This is a genomic window from Adlercreutzia sp. DFI.6.23 (assembly GCF_024462535.1).
Classification (GTDB): domain Bacteria; phylum Actinomycetota; class Coriobacteriia; order Coriobacteriales; family Eggerthellaceae; genus Adlercreutzia; species Adlercreutzia rubneri.
In genome coordinates, this window is record NZ_JANGBP010000004.1 from 185,134 (window position 1) to 209,801 (window position 24,668).

A 24,668-nucleotide genomic window follows, 5' to 3' on the forward strand; every position below is an offset into this window, starting at 1 on the left:
TTCGGGGCGGCCGCTTAGGCGGCGCGGCAGTGAGGTGAGACGGCTCGGACGGCGGGCGCCGACCCCTCTCGCGGGGCGGTACTTACTCGGCGGCGTTCTCGATGACGACGGACTCGATGACATCGCCGGCGCGCAGCTGGCCGATGACGTCCTTACCCTCGATGGTCTGGCCGAACACGGTATAGCCGGAGTCCAGGTTGTGCTGGGGGCCCAGGCACAGGTAGAACTGCGAGCCGGCGGAGTTGGGATCCATGGAGCGGGCCATGGCGAGCGCGCCGTCCTCATGGGAGTTGTTCGGGTTGGTGGTGAACTCCTCCTTGATGGAGTAGCCCGGGTTGCCGGTGCCGAAGGGGGCCAGGCCCGGGGCGCGGCCGGCGGCCACCTGCTCGGGGGTCGCCTCGCGGGTGTTGGGGCAGCCGCCCTGGATGACGAAGCCGGGCACGTAGCGATGGAATTTCAGGCCGTCGTAGAAGCCCTTCTGCGCCAGCTCCACGAAGTTGCCGACGTGGATGGGGGCGTCGTTGCCCGCCAGCTGCACGCGGATCGTGCCCTTGGAGGTGTTGATGACGGCAATCTCCTCGCCGGTGGGCTGATATTCCGGGGTGTAGAGAGCCATGGGGCTCCTCCTTTGTTCTCGGCGACGCGGGCGGCCGGCGCTTGGGGGCGCTACGGGCGCGAATGCGTCTCATTGCATACGGGGAATGATTCTAGCAGGTTAGGAGCCGGACCGCTCGAAAATGCTAACCACTTCCACATGGTAGGTCTGCGGAAAGAGGTCGACGGGGGTGGCGCGGATGAGACGGTAGCCCTCCTGCTCGAAACGGGCCGCGTCGCGGGCCCAGGTGGACGCGTCGCAGCTGACGTAGGCCACGCGCCGCGGCGAGGCGGCGGCGATGGAGGCCACCACCCCCTCGGCGAGCCCCGCGCGCGGCGGATCCACCACGAACGCGTCCAACTCCCCCAGCTCGGGAAGCTCCCGGGCGGCATCCCCGCCGATAATGTCGATGTCGGCGCCGGCGCGCTCGGCGTTGCGGCGCAGATCGCGCACGGAGCTGCCCGCCGACTCCACGGCCACCACCTCGGCCCCGGCCCGGGCGAGCGGCAGCGTGAAGGTGCCGGCGCCGGCGTAGAGGTCGGCCACGTAGTCGCCGGCCTCCACTTCCAAACCCGCGAGCACCAGCTCGACGAGCTTCTCGGCCTGAGCCGTGTTCACCTGGGCGAAGGAGGGCGCGCTCAGAAGGAGGCGACTTTCCGCCACTTCCTCCTCCCAGCAGCCCTTGCCGGAGATGGCCTCCACCTTCTTCACCTTGCGGGCGCGCCCGGGGTCGGCCACGACGCGGACGACGGAGGTGTTCTTCAGCGCGCTGGCGAGGGTTTTGGCCGCCGCGGCCCGCGGGAAGGGACCCGGGGTCGTCCACAGGGCGATCTCCACATCACGGGTGCGCAGGCTGCCGCGCACCCCCACGCGGAACAGGCCCAGGTCGCTGCCGCCGGAGAGGTAGCGTAGCGCGCCCCTAAGCGCCTTGGGGGCACCTTCGATGTTCCGGTGGGCCAAGGGGCACGCGTCCAGCGAGACGACGTCGGCGCCCCCTTCGGGACGCATGCCCAAGATGAGGCGACCGGCACCGTCGGCGCCGCAGGACAGCTCCAGCTTGTTGCGGTAGCCCCACTGGCGTTTCGAGGGCACGCAGGAACCGACAAGGGCCTCGGCGCGGGCCGCGTCCATATGGGCCGTGCGCACTAGAGCGTCCACCACGTTCGCCCGTTTGGCGACAAGCTGAGCCTCGTAGGCGAGGGGCGCCCAGGGACATCCCCCGCAGCCCGCCGCGCACGGGGGCGCCACGCGGTCGGGCGAGGCCTCAAGGATCTCGGCCGCACGCCCGCGGGCGAAGCGGGGCTTCTCCTCGGTCAGCTCCACGCGGGCGACATCGCCCGGCACGGCCCCTTCCACGAACACAGTCTTGCCGTCAGACAGGTGCCCCACGGCCGCCGACCCGAAGCTCATGCGCTCGATGGGCACCACCTCGCCGGGCGCGCCCGAGGCGCACGGGGCCGAAGCGGGAGCCGTCGCGACCTCAGGGGCCGCCGCGTCCTGAGCCTTCGCCGTGTCGACGGAGCGGTCGGACGCGGCGTTATCGTTCCTGGTGGACGTATCGATCACTGGGGGCTCCTGTTCCGTTCTCGTTCCATCTGAGGGGTATTTTACGGATTTGCCGTCCGTGGCGGCGCAATTGCCCTATAATAGCGCAGCACCCGCCTGTCGGGACCCTGAATTCGTGCCCTCGTAGCTCAGGGGATAGAGCACTTGCCTCCGGAGCAAGGTGCCGCAGGTTCGAATCCTGTCGAGGGCACCACCTTCAAAGCGCAAGCCCCGCCCCCGCGGGGCTTTTTCATTGCCCTACCGCTGGCCCACAACGACGGTGAGGGCGTCGGGGACGCAGTCGATGAGGAAGTGCGTGCCGTGAACCGGCTCCCCGTCCATCTGGGCCGGCGGCTCCTCCTCGAAGTCGAGCACGAGGGAGGACGCTCGCCGGAAATGGATGTGGTCGCTTCCCGTGTGCTTGCCGCCCCGGGCGCGCAGAAGGAGCGCCAGCGCCCGCATGGACGAAAGCTCCGGCGTGGCCCAGCAGATGTCGAGCAGCCCGTCGTCGAGGCGCGCCTTGGGCGTGATGCGGAAGTGGCCACCGTAGGTGGGCCCCACCTGTACGGCTACCAGATAGGCATCGTCCCATTCCGGATGAGGGGCGCATCCCGGCTCCGCCCCCAGGACATCCATCTTGAAGGAAAACACCTGCAAGTGGTGGAACAGCTGATCGACGGCACTTTCCAAATAGAGCATGGTGCCGGCGCGGCCGGACTTCTGGCGACGGTCCATGGTGTCAAGCGCGATAGCGGCGTCCAAACCGAAGGAGAGCGTCTCGGCGAAGTAGCGGCCGTTGACGCGCCCCACGTCGGCCCGCACCGTTTGAAAGCGCAGAATTTCGGTGACCGCCGTGGGGACGGAGTAGGCCATGCCCAACGTCTCGGCGTAATCGTTGCCGGAGCCCACGGGGATGACGGCCAGGACCGGGCGATCCTGGGGGGCGCGGGCCATAAGGCCGTTCACCACCTCGTTCACCAGGCCGTCGCCGCCGAGCGCGATGACGCAACCCACGTCGGGGCCCAGCTCGCGAGCCAGCGACTCCCCGTGGCCGGCCCAGGCCGTGGTAAGCATTTCGAAACGCCCGTCGCCCACGCGCTCGCGCAGAAGCCGCGCCGCCTCGGAGGCGGCCACGGCCCCCCGCCCGCTCTTCGACACGGGATTTGCGATGAGGACGATGCGCCCCTCTTCTATGGAAGGAACCACGACTTGCCTCCTAACCAAGCAGCCGACGCAACGCCGACCTGCGATTTCCCTCATTCTAGCACCGAGTACCGTGTCCCTCACCTACCAAGTCGCGCTGTTCGCAACTCGTTTTCGAAACGGAGGGGTCGCCCGCTCGCTACTCGAGAACGGCGCCGGTGTCGCCGTCGAGGAAGATCTTGCGCGTCACGAAGTTGTACACCATGACGATGGCCGTGGCAACGATCTTCACGATGAGGTAGCTCACGCCCAGAACCGACGAGCCGAGCCACATGAGCAGATCGTTCACTCCCAGGCCGATCACGGAGAGCACCACGAAGATGACGAACTCGCGCCGGCGCGAGAGCCCCTGCTTGTGCGTGAACACGTAGCGCATGGAGGCCAGGTAGTTGAAGACGACCGACACCGTGAAGGAGATGGTGGCGCTGATGAGGTAGTTCACGCCGGCCAGCTCTGTGAGCGCCACCATGAGGCCATAGTCGATGACGAAGGCGATAACGCCCACCACGCCGAACTTCATGAACTGCTGGACGAGCTTTCCCATCGTATTCTCCCTGAGGCCTTTCATAAAGAAACCCCGCTCGCAAGCGGGGTTCAGCGATTCTCAAGTGGTGCCCCCAACGGGAATCGAACCCGTATTTCAGCCTTGAAAGGGCCGCGTCCTAACCGTTAGACTATGGGGACCGCTTAAAACAGCTTGCATAGTATGGCAGAGTGCACCGCACTTTGCAAGGACGTCGTTCGCTTTTTCTCGGCGACGGCCCTAGCGCTCGGCATCCGCCTCCATCACCCGGTACACGCTCATCTCCCACTGGCGCCGGTGGGACTTCGCCACGGTGTCCAGGATGAGGCCGGCCGTCCAGGAGAGCGCCGCCACGATCATGAGCGCCACGGCGAGCACCGCCGAGGGGAGCTTCGCCACGTAGCCGGTGCCGAGGTACTCCGCCACCACCGGCAGCCCGAAGCACAGCCCCACCACGGCGAGCGCCAGGCCGAGCCATCCGAAGAAGGCCATGGGGCGGTAGTCGCGGAACAGGCTCGCGATGGCCGCGAGCACGAGCATGCCGTCGGAGAAGGTGGACAGCTTGCTCTCCGAGCCCTCGGGCCGGTCGCGGTAGTCGATGGGCACGTCGGCCACCCGCCAGCGGCGGTCCACGGCCCAGATGGAGATCTCGGTCTCGATCTGGAAGCCGCCGCTCATGACGGGCATCGTCTTCACGAAGGCGCGGGTGAAGGCGCGGTAGCCGGTCATGACGTCCTCGAAGGCGTAGCCGTAGATGACGCGGATGAGCCGGCGCACGAGGTTGTTGCCGAAGTTGTGGAAGGGCCGCTCGTTCTCCTTGCCGTAGGCGCCGTTGGAGATGCGGTCGCCCACGGTCATGTCCGCCGCATCGGCCGCGAGCGGGGCCAGAAGGTCGCCGGCGGCCTCGGCCGGGTAGGTGTCGTCGCCGTCGACCATGAGGTAGTACTCGGCGTCGATGTCGCGGAACATGCTTCTCACCACGTTGCCCTTGCCCTGGCGGGACTCCCGGCGCACCACCGCCCCGGCCGCCGCGGCAATGTCCGCGGTGCCGTCGGTGGAGTTGTTGTCGTAGACGTAGATCGTCGCCTCGGGCAGCGCCGCGCGGAAGTCGGAGACCACCTTAGCGATGGTGGGCGCCTCGTTGTAGCACGGGACGAGCACGGCCACCCCCTCGCCGCGCCGGGCCGCATCCACCGCGGCAGCCGTGGCCTCGGCGTTGGAAACTGTCGCTATATCGGTCATGGGAAGACAAACCTCCTGTCCATTGTTGACCGCGTCCATTATCTTAAATGAACGCGGGGGCGCGGAAAATCCCCCGAGAAAAACTTTGACCGAATCGGCGAAAAGCCCCTGCGACCCATAAGCGGATTTTCTGGCATCTTGGCGGGCTTGCCGCCGACGCGGGGCCGATGCGGGGAAAATAGGCTATGATAGCTTCCATGAACACACCTGCATCGAAATCGACGGAGCCCTCGGCTCCGATCGCTCCCGCCCCCGCCCAGACGCTCGCCGTCCCTGCCGAGCCCTCGCCCTCCCCCCTCGCCACGGGCGCCCAAGGCGCCACGGCCGCCGAGGCCATTGCGCGCGCCCTGGCCGAACCGGCCCGCACGGCCGAGGAGGCCGTCGCCCGGCCGCTCATCCTCGTAGTGCACGCCTCGGTGGGCTCGGGCCACCGCTCGGCAGCCAACGCCATCGCCGAGGCGCTGGAGGAAGCCGGCGAGGCCGCCCGCGCGGCCGGGGACGACAACTCGCTGGAAGCGCGCTCGGAAGTGCGCGTCCTCGACATCCTCGATTTCGGGCGCATCGTGTTCGACGGCGACAAGACCGCCTCCATGTTCACCGGCTGGACGCGTCCCTTCTACGACCTCACCTGGCGCTACACCCTCACTGGGCGTCTTCTGTGGGGCGGCGGCACCATTTGGGCGCGCCTCATGTACCCGAAGTTCACCGAGTACGTGCGCCGCCTGCGGCCGGCGGCCATCGTCGCCACCCACATCACCGCCGCCAACGTGGCCGTGAGCGCTCGCATGATCACGGGCCAGAGCTTCCCCATCGTCTGCGTGCCCACCGACTACGAGGCCGAGGGGCTGTGGCCCCATCTGCACACCGACCTGTTCTGCGTCGCCAACGAGTCCATGGCCGAGACGCTGCGCCCGCGGCGCGTGCCCGAGAACCGCATCCTCATCACCGGCATCCCCGCCAGCCCCGCCTTCTCGCGAACCTACGACCGCGCTAAGGCCCGCGAGGCCTTCGGACTGCCGCAGGACAAACAGGTGGTGCTGGCGCTCGCCGGGGCGAAGCTCCCCCAACCCTATGTGCACTTCCGTGCCGCCATCGGGGAGATGCTCCCCTTCATGCACGCGATGCCCTCGATGCAGCTGGTGATCGTCGCCGGGGCCGACGAGGACTACGAGCGCGAGCTGCGGCGCCAGGTGGCCGAATACGGCCTGGCCAACGTCACGGTACTCGGCTACGTGAACGCCATGGCCGAGCTCATGGAGGCCGCCGACGTGGTCATCTGCAAGCCGGGAGGCCTCACGGTGACCGAGTGTTTGTGCGCCCATGCGCCCATGATCCTCTTGGGCCGCGCCTACGGCCAGGAGAAGGCCAACGTGCGCATGCTCACCGCCGCCGGAGCCGCTATGGCCGCCACCACGCCTCGCGAGCTCTTGGACACCCTGCGCCACATCAGCGACCACTCTGCGAGCGCCCATGCCATGCTGATGAACGCCTCCATCCTGCGGCGCCCCAACGCCGCCGAGGACATCGCCCGGGCCACCTTCGCCCTCATCCGGCGCGAACCGCCGCGAGACGCGAAGCTGCGGGCCAAGCACTTCCTGCACTTCTACTGGGGCAAGAAGCCGGCCCACGTCCGCTAGGACGCCCCAACCGCTACCGCCACGATCCGAACCACGAAAGAGAGCTTCATGACCACCTTTGCCGAACTCGGCCTTTCCGACGCCGTTCTTGCCGCCGTCGATCATCTCGGCTACACCGAGCCGACCCCCGTTCAAGCCCAGGCCATCCCGCTCGTCCTCCAGGGGCGCGACATTATCGCCGCCGCCAAGACCGGCACGGGAAAAACGGCCGCCTTCTCGCTGCCGAGCCTGGACGTCCTCGCCCGCGCCGAGCGCAAGAAGGCGCCGGCCATGCTCGTCATCACCCCCACCCGCGAGCTGGCCATGCAGATTCAGGAAGTCTGCCAAACCATCGCCCGCACCCGCGGCCTGCGCGTCGCCAATGTGGTGGGCGGCGTGAAGATCGAGCCGCAGATCGACCGCCTCGCGCGCGGCGTGGACGTGCTCATCGCCACGCCGGGGCGCCTCATCGACCTCATGAACCAGAAGGCCGTCGACCTCTCCCAGGTTCAAGTGCTCGTGCTGGACGAGGCCGATCGCATGCTCGACATGGGATTTCTCCCCTCGGTGCGCCGCATCGTGGAGGCGACGCCGAAAAGCCGCCAGACACTTCTGTTCTCGGCCACCATCGACAAGGGCGTGCTCGACCAGGTGGACGCCATGCTGGACGATCCGGCCATTGTGCAGATCGCCGCGAAGGGCGAGACGGCCGACACCGTGGAACAGTACATCGCGCACGTGCCCCACACCCTGAAGCCCGACCTTCTGGCGGCACTTTTGAAGGAGCGGGGGCACAAGCGCGTCATCGTCTTCGCCCGCACGCGCCATCGGGCCGATGCTGCCTGCCGCAAGCTGAAGCGAGCCGGCTACCACGCCGAGGCCATCCATTCCGACCGCTCCCAGAACCAGCGCAAGCGCGCCCTGGACAACTTCGCCTCCGGCGAGACCGACATCCTCGTGGCCACCGACGTGCTGGCCCGCGGCATCGACGTCGACGAAGTGTCCTATGTGGTGAACTACGACGTGCCCACCCAGGCCGAGGACTACGTGCACCGCATCGGCCGCACGGGCCGCGCCGGAGCCGAGGGCTTCGCGATCACCTTCGTCAGCCCCGAGAACAAAGACGAGCTGGCGGCCATCGAGAAGCTCATCAAGCGCGACATCCCCGAGATCGAGATCGCGGGCTTCAACTTGGAAGAGGCCGCCGAGGCCGCAGCCGAGCGCGCCACGCGGGCCAATGCCCGACGCGACCCCGAGCTGGCAGCGGCCGCCCGCGAGCTCGCCAAGAAGGAGAAGCGCCGCGCCAAGGAGAAGGAGCGTGCCGAGCAGGCTGCCGCCGAGTCGCGCCAGCGCGGCACGCGCAAGAAGCAGGGCGGCAAGAGCGCCGGCGCCGCGCACAGCTCGAGGAAGAGCGGGACGGGATCTAAGGCGGCTCCGAAATCCAAAGCGCCCAAGGGCGGCAACCGCGCGAAGACGGGTTCCGCGGCGGCAAGCGGCGCGCCGCGTACGTCGAGCGACTTCCGCCCCGGTCGCGCCCATCGCGCTGCCGTCGCCGCCAAGCGCAGCGGCGGCAAGCGCCGCGGCTAAGAGCATCTACGTCATAAGTTTTCCGTAGGGGGCGACCTTGGTCGCTCCCTGTCGCAAGGATCGCCATCGCCGAGAGGGCCGACCGAAGTCGGCCCCTACGGAGTCGTGCACAAGCCGACCATTGCCGGAACATGGCGGTGGCAGCCGAACCACAGCGGCCCGTTGCGCCCGCGAGCGGGCAAGCCGTCCAACGTTCGGGCTGCTCGCCGGGAAGATACCCTCCGTTTGCCGTACTCCACATTCAGCGGAGGATTGTTCGGGTATTGTAACCTCAGTATTTCTGGGGAAGGGAATATTGCATGAAGATCGCTGTCGCTTGCGACGGACTCGATATAGCCGCGGCTGCGGCCACCTGCTCGAGCTTTGCCTGTTACACCACGCAAAGCGGCGTCGTCACAGGCTGCAGCAACGTGCCGAACATGGGGCTCACTCCGCGCGAGCGGGCCTCCATCCTGCAGCAAATGGGCGTCGATGCCCTCATAGCCCGTCAATTCACCCCCGAGGGCCTCGCGGCCTTGGACGAAGCGGGCATCGAGGCCGTCATCTCCAACGCCGCGTCCCCCCGCGAGGCGGCGGATCTGTACCTTTACCGCACGCTCATGGGTGAGGAGGGCCTATCGGAAAAGAGCATCAAAGAGGAGCCTCTCGGCGAGCTGGACGACGCCTTCGCCCGCATCGAGCTTAAGCTCGTCGCCCAAAGCGCTTAGCCCTCGCTCGCACTCCCTCAACGAAAAAGGACCCCGAAGGGTCCTTTCTTTGTGCGCTCTTTCGAACGAAGCAAATTAAGCCACAGCTTTTTTCGCAACTTCCACCAGGGCGGCGAAGGCCGTCGGGTCGTTCACGGCCATGTCGGCGAGCACCTTGCGGTCGAGCACGACGCCGGCCTTCTTCAGGCCGTTCATGAACACCGAGTAGGACAGGCCGTTGATGCGGGCCGCGGCGTTGATGCGGGTGATCCACAGGCGACGGATCTCGCGCTTCTTGTTGCGACGGTCGCGGTACATGTACTGAAGCGAATGCTGCACCTGCTCCTTCGCGGCGCGGTAGGAACGAGACTTCGCACCGTAGTAGCCCTTCGCACGATTGAGGACGGTACGACGCTTCTTGCGGGCATGGACGGAACGCTTTACACGAGGCATATCTTAATCACTCCTTGAAGACGAATGGGACTAGCGAAGGCCGAGCTGGCGCTCGACGACCTTGGTATCCGCCTTGGCGACCTCGGTCTCGTGGCGGAAGTTGCGCTTGCGCTTGGGGCTCTTCTTGGTGAGGATATGGCTCTTGAACGCCTTGGCGCGCATGAGTTTGCCGGTACCGGTCTTGCGGACGCGCTTGGCCATACCGCGATGGGTCTTCATCTTGGGCATTAGTTGTCCTTTCCTTCGTCGTTCTTGGAATCCTTTTTCTTTTTCGCGGTCGCGGGCAGAGGCGCGATGAGCATGTGCATGTTGCGCCCCTCCATCTTCGGCTGGTTCTCGATGACGGCAACGTCCTTCAGGTCGTCGGCCAATCGTTCGAGAATGGAGAGGCCCTGCTCGGGGTGGGCCATCTCGCGGCCGCGGAACATGATGGTGATCTTCACCTTGTTGCCGGCCTCCAAAAAGCGCAGCACGTGCTTCTTCTTGGTGGTGTAGTCGCCCACGTCGATCTTCGGCCGGAACTTCATCTCCTTGACCTCGATCTTGTTCTGGTTCTTACGAGCCTGCTTGGCCTTGATGGCCTGGTCGTACTTGAACTTCCCGTAGTCCATGATGCGGCACACGGGCGGCGTGGCGTTCGGAGCGATCTCCACCAGATCGAGATTCATGTCGTCGGCGATCTGCTGGGCCTGGTGCGTGGGATACACGCCCATCTGGTTCCCGTCGAAATCGATGAGACGGCACTCGCGCGTGGTGATCTCATCGTTGAGCCGGGGCTCTTGAGCAGCTATCGCGCTCACCTCCCTTTCGTGTTCTCACACATAAAAACCCGCCGGGCCAACAAGGCGCACGGCGGGCTTACACGCAAAGTTTCTATCTGCGGGTACCCATCAGCAACCTTGGAAGGCGCCGAACCAGGTGGAGAGCTTTCGCCCTCGCTTGATTGACAGCTTGCCCAGTATAGCGTTGCCGTCGCTCCCGCGCAAGGGAAATTCTAGGAGTTTACATATATGAAGATGGTGCGGACGGTGTCGGCCAAGTTGTCCGAGGCGTTGGCCATGGAGTAGTCGTAGGAGAGCACCGCCGACCAGGCATGGGGCGCACCGTCGATGTCCACCTCGCCGTTGAAGGAGCAGTACTCCTTGGTGCGGGTCGTGCCGTCGGTGTCGAAGGAGGTGTAGGACTCCGCGTCCTCGGGCAGCTCCACGGCGCCCTCGGGCACCGACACGCCGGCTTCTGCCAGGGTCTTCTCGATGATGTGCTCGGTGCGCACGGCATCGGCGAAGCTGAGGGAGCCGTAGCCGAGCGAGCTGGTGGACGTGGAATAGCCCGCCTGAATGATCTTGCCGTCGGCGTCGAGTCCCAAATACACCGTGGGCGTACCCGTACGGCTGTCAGCCGGCTCAGCGGTGAGCGCGACGCGCACCTCGCTCTTGATGGGGTTGCCCTCCTCGTTCACCGCCCGGGGCTCGGCGGCCGTGGCGCCGTGCTGCAGAATGTCGATGGCCTCCTGCTGGGTGTGGCCCAGCAAGCTCACCAAGTCGGGCACCGTCGTCACCTTGGCGGCATCGGCGGAGTCCGTCGCGTCCTCGGAGGCGATGGCGGCGACCTCCTGCTCCGAGGAGAGCGCCTGCTGCACCGCGCTGGAAGAGGCCTCCTTGTACAGCTGAACGCCGAAGTAGACCATGGCGGCCAGAATGAGCACGAGCAGGATGATGACCACGATAAGAATGCGGCGCATACGGCGCGACTTGCGCATGTACTCGGGCAGCTCCGCCTTCTTTCGGGCCTTCTCGTTCATCTCACTCGCGTGCTTGGCATGGCGCCCGCGCGAGGCGCCGTCGCCCTTCTTCGCGCCATGGGCGGCCTTGCTCGCAGGCTTGGTTGGCGCCACGTCGGCCGTCACCACGCCGAGGGGCACAGCGTCGGGCACGGGCGAGGCATCGGCGCCGTCGGCGTCTGCGGCATCGGCGCCGTCGGCGTCCAGCGGACGACCGGCGTAGAAGTCCTCGAAGACCGCTTCATCGGGAAACGACTCGCCGGCGGCCAAGCCCTCGTCGTCGAGTACTTCCCCATCGCCCAAGTCCACCTCTTCGAAGACGCCCTCCTCGTCGACGACGATATCCTCCCCGACGACAGAGCCGTCGCCCTCGTCCACGGGGGGCATGGCCGTGGTGAAGCCATCCGCCGACACGGGGTGGAAGGCCTCGGTGAGGCCCATGGCATTGCCGTCGTCGGCGCTAATGCCGGCGTCGCGGTTGCGCTTGCTTCTTCTCACCATGTGCTCGCTGTTCCTCTCGCTTCTCGAAGGCCCACGGGGCTAGTGGGCCAAAAGGTACCAGGCCGCAAAGGCGACAATGCCCAGCACGGCCACGACGATGATGACCTTCTGGGTCGTGGACATCTTGGTCGCTTCCAAGTCATCGAGGGTCGTCTCATGGTAGGAGACGGCATCGGCGGTCTCTCCCGCACCCTCCTTTTCCACGGCGGCCTCTTCCACAGCCTCCGCTACCGCGTCGTCGGCCTCTTCGGCGCCCGGCTCGTCGACCGGCTCCTCAAGGGGCGCTTCCTCGACCGGCTCCTCGGCGGCCGGCTCTTCTACGACGCCGGCCTGGATGACCACATCGTCGTCATCGTCGGCCGTGACCGTGATATGCGAGAACTCCTTGGAATTCGCCATGGGAGCTTGCATCCTTTCTGTTTGGGGTTGCCCTATTATAGCCGATGGGCCGCGCGGCGCGCATCCGCTGCACCAGTTCTGCATCCGGGCACCACGCGAAGGCGCCGCGCGAGGGGCGCCGCGCAGGCACCCGGAGAACCGTTGCCAGTCGCCGACGCCCGCAGAGCCGTCGCGGCGGCCGCCCCTCAGCACCCTTTAGGCCAGAAGGTCGACGACGTTGAATCCCTCGCCGCTGGCACGGATGACCTCGCCGTTGCCGAAGCAGCACACCGGTCCGGCCCCGGCGATGGCGTCCACCGAGGAGGCCAGCGCGCGCACGTCATCGATGCCGGCTGCGCGCACCTCCTCGCGCACCCGGGCCCGGTCTTCCAAGGTGGCGCCGGAGAAGTATAGGCCGTCCTGGCGACGCAAAAGCTCGCGGGCCTTGGCCGGCGCGTCCAGGGAGGCCACCGTGGAGACCACGTAGCCGTCCATCTCCGATTCCGTGGGGTTAAAGACGCCGGCGAGCCAGTCGCCGGAGGTGCGGAAGCGCTCGACGGTCTCGTCGATGCGCGGGTCGCGGTAGGAGTAGAAGCGGCTCGAGCCCGAGCGCGTCGTCTGGAAGCCGGCCCCGTAGGCGCCGCCCTTCACGCGCACCTCCGTCCACAGAAAATCGTAGGACAGGATGCGCGAGGCCAAAAGCCACGCGCCGCCGTAGGGCTCGCCGAGCAGGCGGCGGTCCCAGCCGCAGGCGGTGTAGGTGACGTCGCTCGCCACGACGAAGGCCTCGTGCCCATCCTCAGGCGCCGGCACCGTGAGCGCCGGGGCGCCCGCCATGCCGCCGAAAGGCGAAGACGCCTCCCGGAAGGCAGCGAGCGCCGCCTCGTCGCCCCCGAAGGAGAGCGTGCAGTCGCCGTCGGTGAACAGGCGGCGGGACAGCTCGGCCAGCTTCGCGGAAAGCTCGCAGGCCCGCTCGTCGAAGCTCGCGAGCAGCTCCTTCAAGAAGCGGTAGAAACCGACGCCGGAGAGCGCCTCGCGCACCACCCCGGCCGGCAGGTAGTAGGAGGCGACCCGCGCCATGGCGGCGCTGTGGCCGGCCGAGGCGAAGGCCTGCTCCATGGCGATGCGCCGCTGGCCCAAGATGTCGCGGATGCGCTCGATGTCGGAGAAATCGGTCTCGCGCAGCACTTCCTCGGCCAGGTGTGCCGCCCAGGGCACCTCCTCGTCAAGGGCAGAGGAGCCCATGACGAACATCGGCCGCAGCCGCTCGCGGTCCTCGGCGTCCTCGTGCACTTCAACGGCGAACCCGAGGTTGCCCAGATGGGCCTGGACAAGCGTGTCCAGCTCGGCCGCCGTGTGGCGGGACGTATCCAACTTGCCGAGCACGCAGGCCAGCACCGTGGCGTAGGGCAGCTCGTCGAAGGCGAGGCCGTCCATGGCGAAGTAGCGGTAGGCGTAGGCGATGCCGCGGCAGGGCAGATGGTGGCGGATGAGGCGCCAGGGCCCGCACTCCCCCACCTCCCACATCGCCTCGGCGGGCGCCTCGCCGATATCGGCCCGCGAAAGCTGCGGAAGTTTCGCGAGGGCCTCCGGCGCGTCCGGCGCCTCCTGGGCCTCGCGCAGCGCGCGCACGGCCTCGCGGATAGACGCGGCCTCGTCCTCGGTGAGCTCGGCGGCCGCCTCGCGCTCGCCGGCTGCCTCGGCCTCTTCGGCGGCCTCGTCGCTTTCCGTGGGCACCACCTCGGCGCAGGCGCGGTGGTCGTTATCCAGGAACAGCTCGCGCAAAAGCGCCTCGAAGTACCCCTCCTCCACCTTCTCGCGCAGGCTGGCGAAGACGTCCTCGAAGCGCAGGTAGGCCGCCGGGTCGTCGTCGGAGTACAGCCATCCGGCCATGGCGGACATGGCCAGCACCACGCCGTCGGGGTAGCCGAAGTTGCGCTCGCGCATGACGAACTCAGCGTGGGAGAGGGCCGCCCGCACCAGCTCGCGGTCGAGCCCGCCCTCGGCGAGGCGCCGGGCCTCGGCCGCAACGATGGCGCGCAGCCTCTCGGCGGCACCGGGCCGGGCGCCCCGCAGGGATACCACGGCGAAGGGCTGGGCCACGGAGTCGGCCACGTACCCGATGGCGTCGTCGGCGATGCCCGCGTCGAGCAGCGCCCGCTTCAGGGGCGACTCGTTGGCCCCCATGATGGCGTCCATCAAAATGTCGGCGGCCACAATGCGCTCGCGCTCGGCGGCGCGCCCGATGACGAAGCCCACGGCGGCGCAGGCGTTCTCCGGCGCGGTGGCCATGGGCACGACAACCGGCGCGGGAGCCACGGGGGCCTGCAGCCCGAGCGGGTTGATGTCCAGCGGCCCGCGCTCTTTCGCGGCCAGCGGCGCCAAATAGCGCTCGTCTAGAAAGCCGAGGAAGCGGTCGGCATCCAGGTTGCCGTATAGGATGATGTAGGCGTTGTCGGGACGGTAGTGGCGCCGATGGTTCTCGAGAAAGCCCTCGTAGGTGAGCGTTGGGATTGCCGCCGGCGTGCCGCCAGACTCGAAACGGTAGGTCGTGTCCGGGAACAGCGCCGCCGACAGCCCGTCGTAGAGCACGGAATCGGGCTCGGAGAGCGCGCCTTTCATCTCGTTGTACACGACGCCGTTCACCACAAGGCGCTCGCCTTCTCCCTCCCCTTCCAGCTCGCGGTGCCAGCCCTCCTGCTGGAAGATGACGGGGCGCCGGTAGATGTCGGGGTGGAAGACCGCGTCCAGGTAGACGTCCATGAGGTTGACGAGATCCTGCTCGTTGGTGGACGCCACGGGGTACATGGTCTTGTCCGGGAAGGTCATGGCGTTTAAGAACGTCTGCATGGAGGTCTTCAGCAAATTGACGAAGGGCTCCTTCACCGGGAACTTCTCCGATCCGCACAGCACCGAGTGCTCCAAAATGTGGAACACGCCGGTGTCGTCGGCGGCCGGGGTCTTGAAGGTGATGGAGAAGGCCTTGTTGGCGTCGTCGTTCTCGATGAACATGAGGCGGGCGCCGGAGGCGGCGTGATGCATGAGGTGCACCGTGCCCTCCACCTCACTTATCGGCTCGCTTTTCACGGCGGTAAAGCCGTGGGAGGCGGCCACCTGTTCCAAATCGGTCATGGTCTGTCTTCCTTTCGAAGGGTTCCTGCGAAGGGCCCCGCGACCGGCCCTGGCGGCCCGGCGCGGAGCAACGGAGTGTTCGTGAGTATTCTACCCGTCCGCGCGTCGCCGTTTCCAACCAATATGGTGTCGTTATGATTTCTCCGCGACGGGGGAATTTTCGCTATAATCAGCCCCGAACTATCTAGACGAGACGAGACAGATACGGAGTATCCCATGCTCGAACTTAAGAACCTGGTGTTCGAGGTGCCGGCCGACGACGGGGGCACCAAGCGCATCATCGACGATCTCTCCCTGACCATTCCCGACGACCGCTTCACGGTCATCACCGGACCCAACGGCGGCGGCAAGTCCACGCTCGCCAAGCTCATCATGGGCATCGAGGAGCCCACGAGCGGCCAGATCCTCTTCAACGGCGAGGACATCACGGACAAATCCATCACCGAGCGCGCCCGCCTCGGCATCGGCTACGGCTTCCAGCAGCCGGCCCGCTTCCGCGGCATGAAGGTGAAGAAGTTGCTCGACATCGCCGCCGGCAAGAAGCTGCCCATGCTCGCCTGCAACGAGTACCTCTCGAAGGTGGGCCTGTGCTCGGCGAGCTACCTCACCCGCGAGGTGGACAAGTCGCTGTCGGGCGGCGAGGTGAAGCGCATCGAGATCGCCACCATTTTGGCCCGCGACCCGAAGCTGGCCATCTACGACGAGCCCGAGGCCGGCATCGATTTGTGGAGCTTCGACAGGCTCACCGAGACGTTCCGCGACATCCACGAGGCCCGCGACGGGCGCTCCATCGTCATCATCTCGCACCAGGAGCGCATCATCTCGCTGGCCGACGAGATCGTGCTTCTGCGCGACGGCCAGGTGGCCGAGACGGGCACGCCGGCCGAGCTCATGCCGCGGCTCGGGTTCGCGGCCCGCAGCCTGGACGATCACGGCTGCCCGCTTTCCACCCCCACCGAGCTGCACCTAACCGAGATCCCCACCACCTGCTAGAGGAGCTATCATGACCGTTGATCTTTCCCCCATCGACGAGAACCTGCTCGCCGAGATCGCCAATATGCACGGCATGCCGAAGGGCGCCTTCAACGTGCGCAAGGACGGCGAACTGGTCGAGCGCCATTCCTCGGCCTACATCGACATTTCCACCAAGACCGACAACCCCGGCATCGACATCCGCATCGCGGACGGCACCAAGGGCGAGACGGTGTACATCCCCGTCATCGTGACGAAGTCGGGCTTGAAGGACGTCGTGTACAACACCTTCTACGTGGGCGAGAACTGCGACATCACCATCATCGCCGGCTGCGGCATCCACAACGATTCCCACGACGCCTCCGAGCACGACGGCATCCACAGCTTCTATCTGGGGAAGAACAGCCGCGTACGCTACGTGGAGAAGCACTACGGCGAGGGCGATGGCTCAGGCGAGCGCATCCTGAACCCCACCACCAACGTGTACATGGAGGAGGGCTCCTCCTGCGAGATGGAGATGGTACAGCTGCGCGGCGTCACCTCCACCGTGCGCGACACCAACGCCGAGCTGGGCGCGGACGCCAAGCTCGTACTCACCGAGAAGCTGCTCACCCACGGCAACCAGACCGCCATTTCCAACATGAAGGTGGAGCTGAAGGGCGAGGGCTCTTCCGTGCAGGTGATCTCCCGCTCGGTGGCCCAGGACGACTCCGTGCAGGTGTTCAACCCGCTCGTCATCGGCGAGTGCGCCTGCCGCGGGCACGTGCAGTGCGACGCCATCATCATGGGCAACGCCAAGGTGAAGGCCATCCCCGGCATCGAGGCCGCCAGCGAGGACGCCATGCTCGTCCACGAGGCCGCCATCGGCAAGATCGCCGGCGACCAGATCGTGAAGCTCATGACGCTGGGCCTCACCGAGGAAGAGGCCGAGGCCGAGATCCTGGACGACTTCTTGAGCTAGGCGCTGGCGCACCGCCGCACCCGCATCACCATCGAACGAGGGCGGTTCCCGAAGGAGCCGCCCTCTTCTTTTTGCAAACCGCAGCCCGAGGCGGGTTTTTGCCACTGCGAGCATCGTGCTACGACATTTTCGGCCCTCGGGCTGCGGGTGAAACGACAAAAAGAGCCCTCGGGCTGCGGATTCAGCGCTTCAACCCGCAGCCCGAGGGCCACTTTTGTCATTCGTCCGTACAGCTGAGGCTCATCTTCCCGAAAGCGGGACTCAGTGCATTGAAGGAAAGGACACTATTCGGCCGCGTCCTCGTCGCCGGAACTGCCGGAGTCGCCTGCATCGCCGGAGCCCTCGCTACCAGAATCGTCGCCGCTACCGGTATCGCCGGACTCATCGGAGCCGTCCGACGAGTCGCCGGAACCGGTGTCTTCGGAGCCCGTGTCTCCCGAGTCGCCGGTGTCGGCATCACCGCTGTCGGAATCGCCCACGTCCTCGCTATCGGAACCCGTGGCGGCGTCGGCGGCGGAGGCGGTCAGATCGCTGACGACGGTGAGATCGCCCAGGGCCACGGTGGTGCCGAGCCACTTGCGCTCAATGACGTTGATGGTGCCGTCGCTCACCAGGCGCGCGAGCACGTCGCCGGCGGCCGTCTGCAAATCGACGTTCTCGTTCGAGACGCCCATGCAGTAGCCGGTCGGCGACATGAGCATGGCGACGATGGACACGTCGAGCCCCTGGCCATGGGCCGCGTACAGGCCGATGACAGCGTCGGCGGCCACGTACTGCACGCTTCCGGCCTCAAGCGCCTCAAAGGCCTCCTTCAGGCTGTCGGTGGGCGTGAGGCTGGACTCGCCGAACCCGTTGGAGACGGCCCAGGCGCTCTTCGAGGAAACTTGGGCGGCGAAGGTGGCACCGGAATCCTGGGTGGGAGTGCCCGCGTCGGGGCTCAGCGCGAACAGGGCGATGCCCGTGGGCAGGTAGGAGGCCGAGCGCCAGAAATCGCCGTCGCTCGCGGAGTCGTCGATGCCGAGCACCACGTCCACCGTGCCGTTGGCGAGTGCCCCGGCCGGGTCGCTGCCCACATCCACCACCGACAGCTTCAGCCCCAGCTCGTCGGCGAGAGCCGCGGCGATGTCCACGTCGATTCCGATGATCTTGCCGCTGCCCATACCGGCCAGAGGCGGGTTCTCGGTGTTGACGCCCACGCGCAGGGTGCCCTCCTCGCCGATGACCGGGGGCGCCACCTCGGCGGACTTCAGCTCCGGCTGATAGGTGCCCGATCCAGTGCATCCGGCCAGGCCGAACAGGCCGACCGCGAGCAGCGCCGCAAAGGCAACCGCAACGAACGAACGCTTTCTCACATCATCCTCCGTCTAATTCAATCGGTACGTTGCCTCTTTCGACTGACCTAGTCTTTGACCCCACACTCGCGCACCGGGGCGTTCGCTTGCGCTAGTAGCCCTCTCGCCCGTCACGGCGTCCGTGCCGCGAAAATGTCAGCGGGCGGTGCGACTTACCTCTAGGATACGCCATGCTCACGGCGGGCAACGCCCACGCGCTTACGTGGATCCTTTCGACCGCATCTGCCATGGACTTGGAAAGACGTCGCGTCTCTCCGCAACTACAGACCCGAAAGAAGCATCGCTAAGTGTAGCAGAAGTGGGCTTAGACGGGGCAAAGCCCCGCAGAACCTACGAAGTGCGAAAGCCGTGCGGTCGGCGCGGGGCGCGGGATGAGACGCGAACGCGGTCGGCGCGGGGAACGAAACGGGACATTCCCGCGTCATTTCCACGGTCGTGCGCGCGTAGACTGCCCCCATGAAGCCGATGAAAGGACAGATGGCGCTCTTCGATGAGCGAACGCCGGCGAAGAGCCGTCGGGAGGGCGCGGCCGCGAAACACGCCGCTCCCTCCCGCCGCCTGCGCGCGGACTGGCGCGCCGCGCGCGACTTCGCCGCGGACATGGTGGCCGAGACGCTCTACCCCACCCGCTGCGCGGTGTGCGATAAGCCCGGCGCGGTGCTGTGCGGCTCCTGTGCCGCGGCGCTCCCCTACATCGACGCGCTGACGGCCTGCCCGCGCTGCGGCGCGCCCTTCGGCGTCGTGCAGTGCTCGGAGTGCACGTCCGTGCTGATGGAGCCCTTCGGCTACAAGGAGCCGCCCTACGACGAGATGGCGAGCGCCCTCGTGCTTACCGAGGCCGTCCGCCGCATTGTAACGGTGTACAAGGATCAGAACGAGCGCGGCCTGGCACGGCCCATGGCCCAGATCATGGCCCGCTACCTGCCGCCCCGCTGGATGGGCGCAGCGCCGGTCGTCACCTTCGTGCCCGCCACGGCCGCCGCCCGGCGGCGGCGCGGCTTCGACCATGCCGAGCATCTGGCCCGCGAGTTGTCGTTCATCGCCGGGCTGGACTTCGCCCCTCTGCTCGTGGCCGCCCGCAGCCGCGACCAGCGGAAGCTGGGGCGGACGGGACGCATCGGCAACATGAGGCATTCGCTCACCGCGCTGGCCGGCGCCAGCATGCCCGCCGCCGTCATCGTCGTGGACGACGTGTGCACCACCGGTGCCACGTTGTTCGCCGCCACCGAGGCCCTGCGCACCGCCGGTGCCAAGATCGTCTGGTGCCTCACGTTCGCGCGAACCTAGGACGCAGCCTTTCGCCCCGAGGATACATAAGAAGCATCCTCGGGGCGGGGAGCTGGCCGACCCCGCCCGTTTCGCTACCTTAGGCAACGGGAGAAAGGCAGGCAAATGGACCTTTGCGATTGGGTTCGTTTTGCGGCTTGCTTGCTGAACCTGATGGCTCGAATCCGCGAGTACGCGGATTCGAGCCGAAAGGCAAGGCGGGCACGTCATGCAAGACGGCCCAAATAACAAACGGTTCAGGGGAGATTTCACTGGCCAGTGGCTCCCCTCGAGCCTGCCTTATATTCTAGCAAGCATCGCTAGAAAATGAAAGGAGTTATTTCGAGGAGAGACGAACGCCCTCGGCCTCGGAGAACTCGGCGACGTCCACCGAGATGGAATGGCGGATGGGCTTCCACGCCGCCTTCTTCACGAGCGCGATGAGCGCAATGGGGATGTAGGTGAGCATGAAGAAGGGGAAGGTGAACATGTAGCGGATCTTCTTCGCCGTGGTGGTGCGGATGGAGTCCCATTCCACGAAGGTGGTAAGCACGCCGAAGACGAACATGAACACGATGTAGTTGCACAGACAGAACACGACCGAGGTCACCGAGCTCGCGATGGCCACGCCCGTGGACATGACGCCCGTGGCCGCCAGCACGATGATAATGGTGTTGAACAGAATGGAGATGATGGAGAGCAGCATGCCCGGAGCGATGGTCATGAGCATGTCGTAGCAGGCGAAGCGGTAGCCCGCGGGATTGGTCAGCGTGCCCTTCACCAGGCCGCCCGCGTAGTGGGCGAACACCTGGTAGAAGCCCTTGGCCCAGCGGAAGCGCTGGTTCCACGAATCGCGGAAGGTGATGGGCTGCTCGTCGTAGAGCACCGCCGTCGGGCAGTAGGAGATGCGCACGCCGTCGATGATGGAGGCGGCGGAAAACTCGATGTCCTCGGTCAGCAGGTGCCACTTCCAGCCGCCGGCGGCCTTCAGGATGTCGGCGGCGATGAAGAAGCCCGTGCCCGACACGGCGCAGGAGGTGTTCAGCGTGAGGCGCGCCTGGTTCAAGAACTTCGCTTCGCGCAGGAACCACACGCCGTAGCCAGCGGAGATCCAGTTGCTGCCGAAGTTCTTGGAGTTGCGGTAGGAGGTGGAGGCCTTCGCGCCGTTATCGAAGGTGGCGTTCATCTCACGGAAGTAGTTCACATCGAGCACGTTGTCGGCGTCGAAGACGAAAAACGCCTCATAGTCGCGGTCGGCGTACTGCTCCCAGATGGCCTTCAGGCCGTAATCGAGCGCATAGCCCTTCCCCACCAGCTTGTCGTTGCTGCGGGGGAACACGATGGCGCCGGCCTCGCGGGCCACGTCGGCCGTGTTATCAGTGCAGTTGTCGGCGATGACGAAGATGTCGATGAGCTCGGCGGGATAGTTCTGCACCTTGATGGAGTGGATGAGGTCGGCGATGACCGTCTCCTCATTGCGCGCCGCCACCATGACCGCGTAGCGGTGGTTGGCGCGCGCCATCTTCTTCGGTGCCCGGCGCGTCAGCACCACGAGCACGTAGAAAAGCTGGTAGGTATAGCAAATAGTGAAGGTAAGAAACACGCAGAAATTGAAGATGTCAACGAAGGACAACGCCGACACTTGCGATGCTACGGTATCGAACACCTTGAGGCTCCTAGGACATGACATGCGCCCGCACGGTCAGTGGCGTGGGCGCGGCTGCACAAACGGTTGAAGTATAGCCCTTTCGAGCCAAGTTGGCAGCGCCAGTTGGGTCACGACGGCCGAAATGGGGGCAATCGAGGCCAAAGTGTTCCTTTTCGCCGCATTTGCGCCACATCCCCTCCATACCTGTAAGGGAAGCGTAAGGTTTGGTGGAGGGGCGGGAGGCCGGGATCGGCGGAGGGGCTCGCGCTCAAGCCCGAAACGTCAGCAGGATACGTGCGGGAGGCCGCGGGTCGGCGGAGGGGCTCGCGCGCAGGTTGCGCAGCGACTGGAACAGCCCAGTGGGCTGTTCCACCAAGCGAGCCATTGCTTGAGCACGTGCCCCTCCGCCGACCCGCGGCCGGACAGTTTAGGAAGCTTCTAGAAATTCCAAGAGTTCATATAGGCGATCTGCTCCTCGGTGAGGGTGTCGATCTCGATGCCGAGCGTCTCCAGCTTCACGCGAGCCACGTCGTCGTCAATGGCGGCGGGCACGTCGTAGACCTTGTCCTCAAGCTCGGAGGCATGCTTGAACAGGTACTCGGCGGCCAGGGCCTGGTTGGCGAAGCTCATGTCCATAACCGAGGCCGGGTGCCCCTCGGCGCAGGCGAGGTTCACAAGGCGCCCCTCGGCGAGCACGGTGATGGTGCGCCCGTCGGGCAGCGTGTACTCCTCCACCAGCGGCTTCAGCTCCTCCACCTTCACGGCGTTCGCGCGCAGCCATTTCATGTTGATCTCGGAGTCGAAATGGCCGGAGTTGCAGATGATGGCGCCGTCCTTCATGTTCTTGAAGGCCGGCTCGTCGATGACGTTGCAGTCGCCGGTGACGGTGACCCACACGTCGGCGAAGCGGGCGGCATCCTCGGCCTTCATCACGCGGTAGCCCTCCATGTGGGCCTCAAGCGCCTTCAGGGGGTCGACCTCGCAGACGATGACGTCCATACCCATGCCCTTCGCGCGCTGGGCCAGACCGCTCCCGCAGTAGCCATAACCGGACACTACCATGGTGCGGCCGCACAGAAGGCGGTTCGTGGCGCGCACGATGCCGTCCAAGGTGGACTGGCCCGTGCCGTAGTGGTTGTCGAAGCAGTGCTTGGTGTTGGCGTCGTTGATGTTGAACACCGGGTAGCGTAGCGCGCCGTCCTTCGCCATGGCCATAAGGCGCACCACGCCGGTGGTGGTCTCCTCGGTGCCGCCGATCACGCCTTCCAGCTTCTCGGGGAACTTCGTGTGCAGGGCGGTGTCCAGATCGGCGCCGTCGTCCATGATGATCTGCGGGTTGGTGGCCACCACCTCGGCAATGTGGCGCTCATAGGTTTCCGCGTCCTCGCCGGCGATGGCATACACGCGCACGCCGTAGTCGCGCACGAGCGAGGCAGCAGTGTCGTCCTGGGTGGACAGCGGATTGGAGGCACAGAGCGTCACCTCCGCGCCCGAAGCCACGAGCGTGCGCATGAGGTTCGCCGTCTCGGTGGTCACGTGCATGCAGGCGCCGATGCGCACGCCCTCGAGCGGGCGCTCCTCGGCGAAGCGCTCGCGGATGCGGGCGAGCACCGGCATATCGCGGTCGGCCCACAGAATGCGCTTCTGCCCCTCGTCGGCCAGGTTGATGTCCAAAATATCGCAGGCTTGGCTCACGGATTGCTTCCTTTCGTAGCGTTCGTCTCTCCGGGTCGGATGACGTCCGGGGAATGTGCACGGGCAACAGGGTAGCACAGCACCCGTGCCCGCACGGCGCTGTTTCGGGAACCTCCCCACAGGTTGGACAATCGGCGGCGCATCCTCGCCGAGACACGGCCGCTTCAGGTATCATGATCGCGCAGGATTCACAGCGCGCCCGTGGCTTTTACGCCGGCGTGGCGCCTCTTCGAGAAAGGACTCCCCCATGATCGTCACCACCACCCCCACCGTGGAGGGCTACCGCATCACCGGCTACTATGGCATCGTGTTCGGCGAAGTCATCACGGGCATCAACTTTTTGAAGGACTTCGGCGCCGGCATCCGCAACCTCGTGGGCGGAAGATCCGCCGGCTACGAGGAGGAGCTGATGGCGGCCCGTACCCAGGCCTTGGAGGAGCTGCAGCAGCGCGCCGCGGCCCTGGGCGCCCACGCCATCGTTGGAGTGGACATGGACTACGAGGTGCTCGGCCAGGGCAACATGCTCATGGTCACCGCCTCCGGCACCGCCGTCACGGTAGAGACGGTGTAGCGAGCCGATACGCTCGCCCCGGTTGGCGAAGAGGCCGCTTTCTGCACGAGATTTACCGTTATGAGCGTCTAAGAGGGCTTACTTCCCCTTTTGATACATGTTTTACGCTAATTGCGTCTTCAGTTTCCGCATTCAGACGCTCGTAAACGGCGATCTCGTGCAGAAATGGGCACGTTCGTCGACTCATCGAGCGCCTTCGAGTGACAGAAGGCGATAGGTCGCGTCGTCGCCGGGCACGGTGGGGACAGGGCGGTCGGGCGCGCTGCCCTCCTCGGGGGAAAGCGGCCGCTCGCTGCGAATCACGGGCTCGGAGAACCCCGCCGTCGCAAGCCACGCGAGAAGTTCCTCGAAAGTCGGCGCCGCCTGCACGGCGTTCGGAAGGGCGCGGGCCGCCTCGACGACGGCCGCGCGACTGGCATCCACTGCGAAATCGGCATCGCCCGCGCGCCCCTTTCCGTTCGGCTCCGCCACGGGAACCTCGGCCAGCAGCACGCCGCCGGGCGCCAGCACGCGACCGCACTCCCTAAGCGCCCGGGCCGGAGAGGCGAACAGTGAAAGGGAGCTGTTCAAATAGACGAAGTCCGCCCAGCCCTCCTCAAGGCCCGCCGCGGCCAAATCTTCAGGGAAGCCAACGCGAAACGCCATGTTGCACCGGGAGAGGCCGCTGCGCTCAAGAGCCCTGGGCACGCCCGCCCGAGCCGCCTCCACAAAGGCCTCGTTCCAGTCGACCCCGACGACGAAGCCGCCCTCCCCCACCTGCTCGCTCAGCTTGTAGGTGCCCTTGCCGCGGCGGCACCCCACGTTCACGATGCGCGCGCCAACCAGCGACCGCTCCGGCAGCTCCATATGGCAGCGCGCCTCAAACCCGCCATCGCAGGCAAGTTCGGCGTAGTATTGCTGCAGTTCATCGCTTTCCACGGCCATTCTCCTTTTTTAAACCTCTTCGCGTGACCATCAGAGAA

At 66.2% G+C, this 24,668-nt stretch carries 22 protein-coding genes and 2 tRNA genes; 8 read left to right on the top strand and 16 right to left on the bottom strand.

Translation table 11 applies throughout. The annotated features are described in order from the left end of the window. Positions 1–82: 82 nt before the first annotated feature. Both NE591_RS05280 and rlmD read right to left on the bottom strand, forming a co-directional pair. Entirely contained in the window at positions 83–616 is a 534-nt protein-coding gene (locus NE591_RS05280) for a peptidylprolyl isomerase (RefSeq protein WP_114549649.1), read from the bottom strand. A 99-nt stretch (positions 617–715) separates the two neighbouring features. Then, positions 716–2,161 carry a 23S rRNA (uracil(1939)-C(5))-methyltransferase RlmD gene (rlmD, locus tag NE591_RS05285; protein ID WP_315969921.1) on the bottom strand — a complete coding sequence of 482 codons (1,446 nt, stop codon included), beginning with the start codon at positions 2,159–2,161 and terminating at the stop codon, positions 716–718. Between the two features lie 117 nt (positions 2,162–2,278). Between rlmD and NE591_RS05290 the strand changes: the two genes are divergently transcribed. Further along, a tRNA-Arg gene (locus NE591_RS05290) sits at positions 2,279–2,354 on the top strand. A 44-nt stretch (positions 2,355–2,398) separates the two neighbouring features. Here the strand turns inward: NE591_RS05290 and NE591_RS05295 are convergent. The 4 genes from NE591_RS05295 to NE591_RS05310 all read right to left on the bottom strand — a co-directional run bounded on the left by NE591_RS05295 (position 2,399) and on the right by NE591_RS05310 (position 5,108). Further along, the gene (locus tag NE591_RS05295) at positions 2,399–3,346 is read right to left on the bottom strand and encodes a diacylglycerol kinase family protein (RefSeq protein WP_231699479.1); all 948 of its coding nucleotides are present in this window, start codon (positions 3,344–3,346) and stop codon (positions 2,399–2,401) included. A gap of 136 nt (positions 3,347–3,482) precedes the next feature. Next, positions 3,483–3,887 carry a GtrA family protein gene (locus NE591_RS05300; RefSeq protein ID WP_114539743.1) on the bottom strand — a complete coding sequence of 135 codons (405 nt, stop codon included), beginning with the start codon at positions 3,885–3,887 and terminating at the stop codon, positions 3,483–3,485. A gap of 65 nt (positions 3,888–3,952) precedes the next feature. Then, positions 3,953–4,027, bottom strand: a tRNA-Glu gene (locus tag NE591_RS05305). 79 nt (positions 4,028–4,106) lie between these two features. Further along, on the bottom strand, positions 4,107–5,108 hold the full coding sequence (locus NE591_RS05310; protein WP_114549651.1) for a glycosyltransferase family 2 protein: 1,002 nt from the start codon (positions 5,106–5,108) through the stop codon (positions 4,107–4,109). A 197-nt stretch (positions 5,109–5,305) separates the two neighbouring features. Between NE591_RS05310 and NE591_RS05315 the strand changes: the two genes are divergently transcribed. From NE591_RS05315 to NE591_RS05325, 3 genes are all read left to right on the top strand, one after another. Continuing rightward, positions 5,306–6,745, top strand: a complete 1,440-nt coding sequence (locus NE591_RS05315) for a glycosyltransferase (RefSeq protein WP_256156424.1) — start codon at positions 5,306–5,308, stop codon at positions 6,743–6,745. Between the two features lie 48 nt (positions 6,746–6,793). After that, complete coding sequence (locus NE591_RS05320; protein WP_114549525.1) at positions 6,794–8,311, top strand: DEAD/DEAH box helicase; 1,518 nt, start codon at positions 6,794–6,796, stop codon at positions 8,309–8,311. Positions 8,312–8,610: 299 nt separating this feature from the next. Next, positions 8,611–9,018 (top strand): NifB/NifX family molybdenum-iron cluster-binding protein, encoded by a 408-nt coding sequence (locus tag NE591_RS05325; RefSeq protein WP_114539740.1) that lies wholly within the window; start codon positions 8,611–8,613, stop codon positions 9,016–9,018. Positions 9,019–9,093: 75 nt separating this feature from the next. Here the strand turns inward: NE591_RS05325 and rplT are convergent, their stop codons facing one another. The 6 genes from rplT to NE591_RS05355 all read right to left on the bottom strand — a co-directional run bounded on the left by rplT (position 9,094) and on the right by NE591_RS05355 (position 15,241). After that, positions 9,094–9,450, bottom strand: a complete 357-nt coding sequence (rplT, locus tag NE591_RS05330) for a 50S ribosomal protein L20 (protein WP_114539739.1) — start codon at positions 9,448–9,450, stop codon at positions 9,094–9,096. Between the two features lie 30 nt (positions 9,451–9,480). Next, positions 9,481–9,678: a 50S ribosomal protein L35 gene (gene rpmI, locus NE591_RS05335; protein WP_022739722.1), complete on the bottom strand. Its 198-nt coding sequence runs from the start codon at positions 9,676–9,678 to the stop codon at positions 9,481–9,483. Continuing rightward, positions 9,678–10,250: a translation initiation factor IF-3 gene (infC, locus tag NE591_RS05340; RefSeq protein ID WP_022739721.1), complete on the bottom strand. Its 573-nt coding sequence runs from the start codon at positions 10,248–10,250 to the stop codon at positions 9,678–9,680. The genes rpmI and infC overlap by 1 nt, the downstream gene beginning before the upstream one ends. 194 nt (positions 10,251–10,444) lie before the next feature. Beyond that, positions 10,445–11,731, bottom strand: a complete 1,287-nt coding sequence (locus NE591_RS05345; protein ID WP_114549526.1) for a histone-lysine N-methyltransferase — start codon at positions 11,729–11,731, stop codon at positions 10,445–10,447. Positions 11,732–11,770: 39 nt separating this feature from the next. Further along, positions 11,771–12,130: an SURF2 Surfeit locus protein 2 gene (locus NE591_RS05350; RefSeq protein WP_114549527.1), complete on the bottom strand. Its 360-nt coding sequence runs from the start codon at positions 12,128–12,130 to the stop codon at positions 11,771–11,773. A 195-nt stretch (positions 12,131–12,325) separates the two neighbouring features. Next, positions 12,326–15,241 (bottom strand): insulinase family protein, encoded by a 2,916-nt coding sequence (locus NE591_RS05355; RefSeq protein WP_256156425.1) that lies wholly within the window; start codon positions 15,239–15,241, stop codon positions 12,326–12,328. A gap of 216 nt (positions 15,242–15,457) precedes the next feature. Between NE591_RS05355 and NE591_RS05360 the strand changes: the two genes are divergently transcribed. Together NE591_RS05360 and NE591_RS05365 are read left to right on the top strand one after the other, a co-directional pair. Continuing rightward, the gene (locus tag NE591_RS05360; protein ID WP_157013067.1) at positions 15,458–16,234 is read left to right on the top strand and encodes an ABC transporter ATP-binding protein; all 777 of its coding nucleotides are present in this window, start codon (positions 15,458–15,460) and stop codon (positions 16,232–16,234) included. Between the two features lie 10 nt (positions 16,235–16,244). Further along, positions 16,245–17,174: a SufD family Fe-S cluster assembly protein gene (locus NE591_RS05365; RefSeq protein WP_114539734.1), complete on the top strand. Its 930-nt coding sequence runs from the start codon at positions 16,245–16,247 to the stop codon at positions 17,172–17,174. 284 nt (positions 17,175–17,458) lie between these two features. On the opposite strand, the gene NE591_RS05370 is transcribed toward NE591_RS05365, so the two are convergent. Then, positions 17,459–18,526, bottom strand: a complete 1,068-nt coding sequence (locus NE591_RS05370) for a transporter substrate-binding domain-containing protein (protein WP_256156426.1) — start codon at positions 18,524–18,526, stop codon at positions 17,459–17,461. Positions 18,527–19,003: 477 nt separating this feature from the next. Here NE591_RS05370 and NE591_RS05375 point away from each other — a divergent pair, with 477 nt between their 5' ends. Next, complete coding sequence (locus NE591_RS05375) at positions 19,004–19,813, top strand: ComF family protein (RefSeq protein ID WP_173113246.1); 810 nt, start codon at positions 19,004–19,006, stop codon at positions 19,811–19,813. 316 nt (positions 19,814–20,129) lie between these two features. On the opposite strand, the gene NE591_RS05380 is transcribed toward NE591_RS05375, so the two are convergent. Beyond that, complete coding sequence (locus tag NE591_RS05380; protein WP_231699480.1) at positions 20,130–21,458, bottom strand: glycosyltransferase family 2 protein; 1,329 nt, start codon at positions 21,456–21,458, stop codon at positions 20,130–20,132. A 420-nt stretch (positions 21,459–21,878) separates the two neighbouring features. Then, the gene (ahcY, locus tag NE591_RS05385; RefSeq protein WP_114549531.1) at positions 21,879–23,135 is read right to left on the bottom strand and encodes an adenosylhomocysteinase; all 1,257 of its coding nucleotides are present in this window, start codon (positions 23,133–23,135) and stop codon (positions 21,879–21,881) included. Between the two features lie 247 nt (positions 23,136–23,382). Between ahcY and NE591_RS05390 the strand changes: the two genes are divergently transcribed. After that, entirely contained in the window at positions 23,383–23,706 is a 324-nt protein-coding gene (locus tag NE591_RS05390; RefSeq protein WP_114549532.1) for a heavy metal-binding domain-containing protein, read from the top strand. Positions 23,707–23,889: 183 nt separating this feature from the next. Here the strand turns inward: NE591_RS05390 and NE591_RS05395 are convergent, their stop codons facing one another. Beyond that, the gene (locus NE591_RS05395; protein WP_173113249.1) at positions 23,890–24,624 is read right to left on the bottom strand and encodes a bifunctional 2-polyprenyl-6-hydroxyphenol methylase/3-demethylubiquinol 3-O-methyltransferase UbiG; all 735 of its coding nucleotides are present in this window, start codon (positions 24,622–24,624) and stop codon (positions 23,890–23,892) included. Positions 24,625–24,668 lie beyond the last annotated feature (44 nt).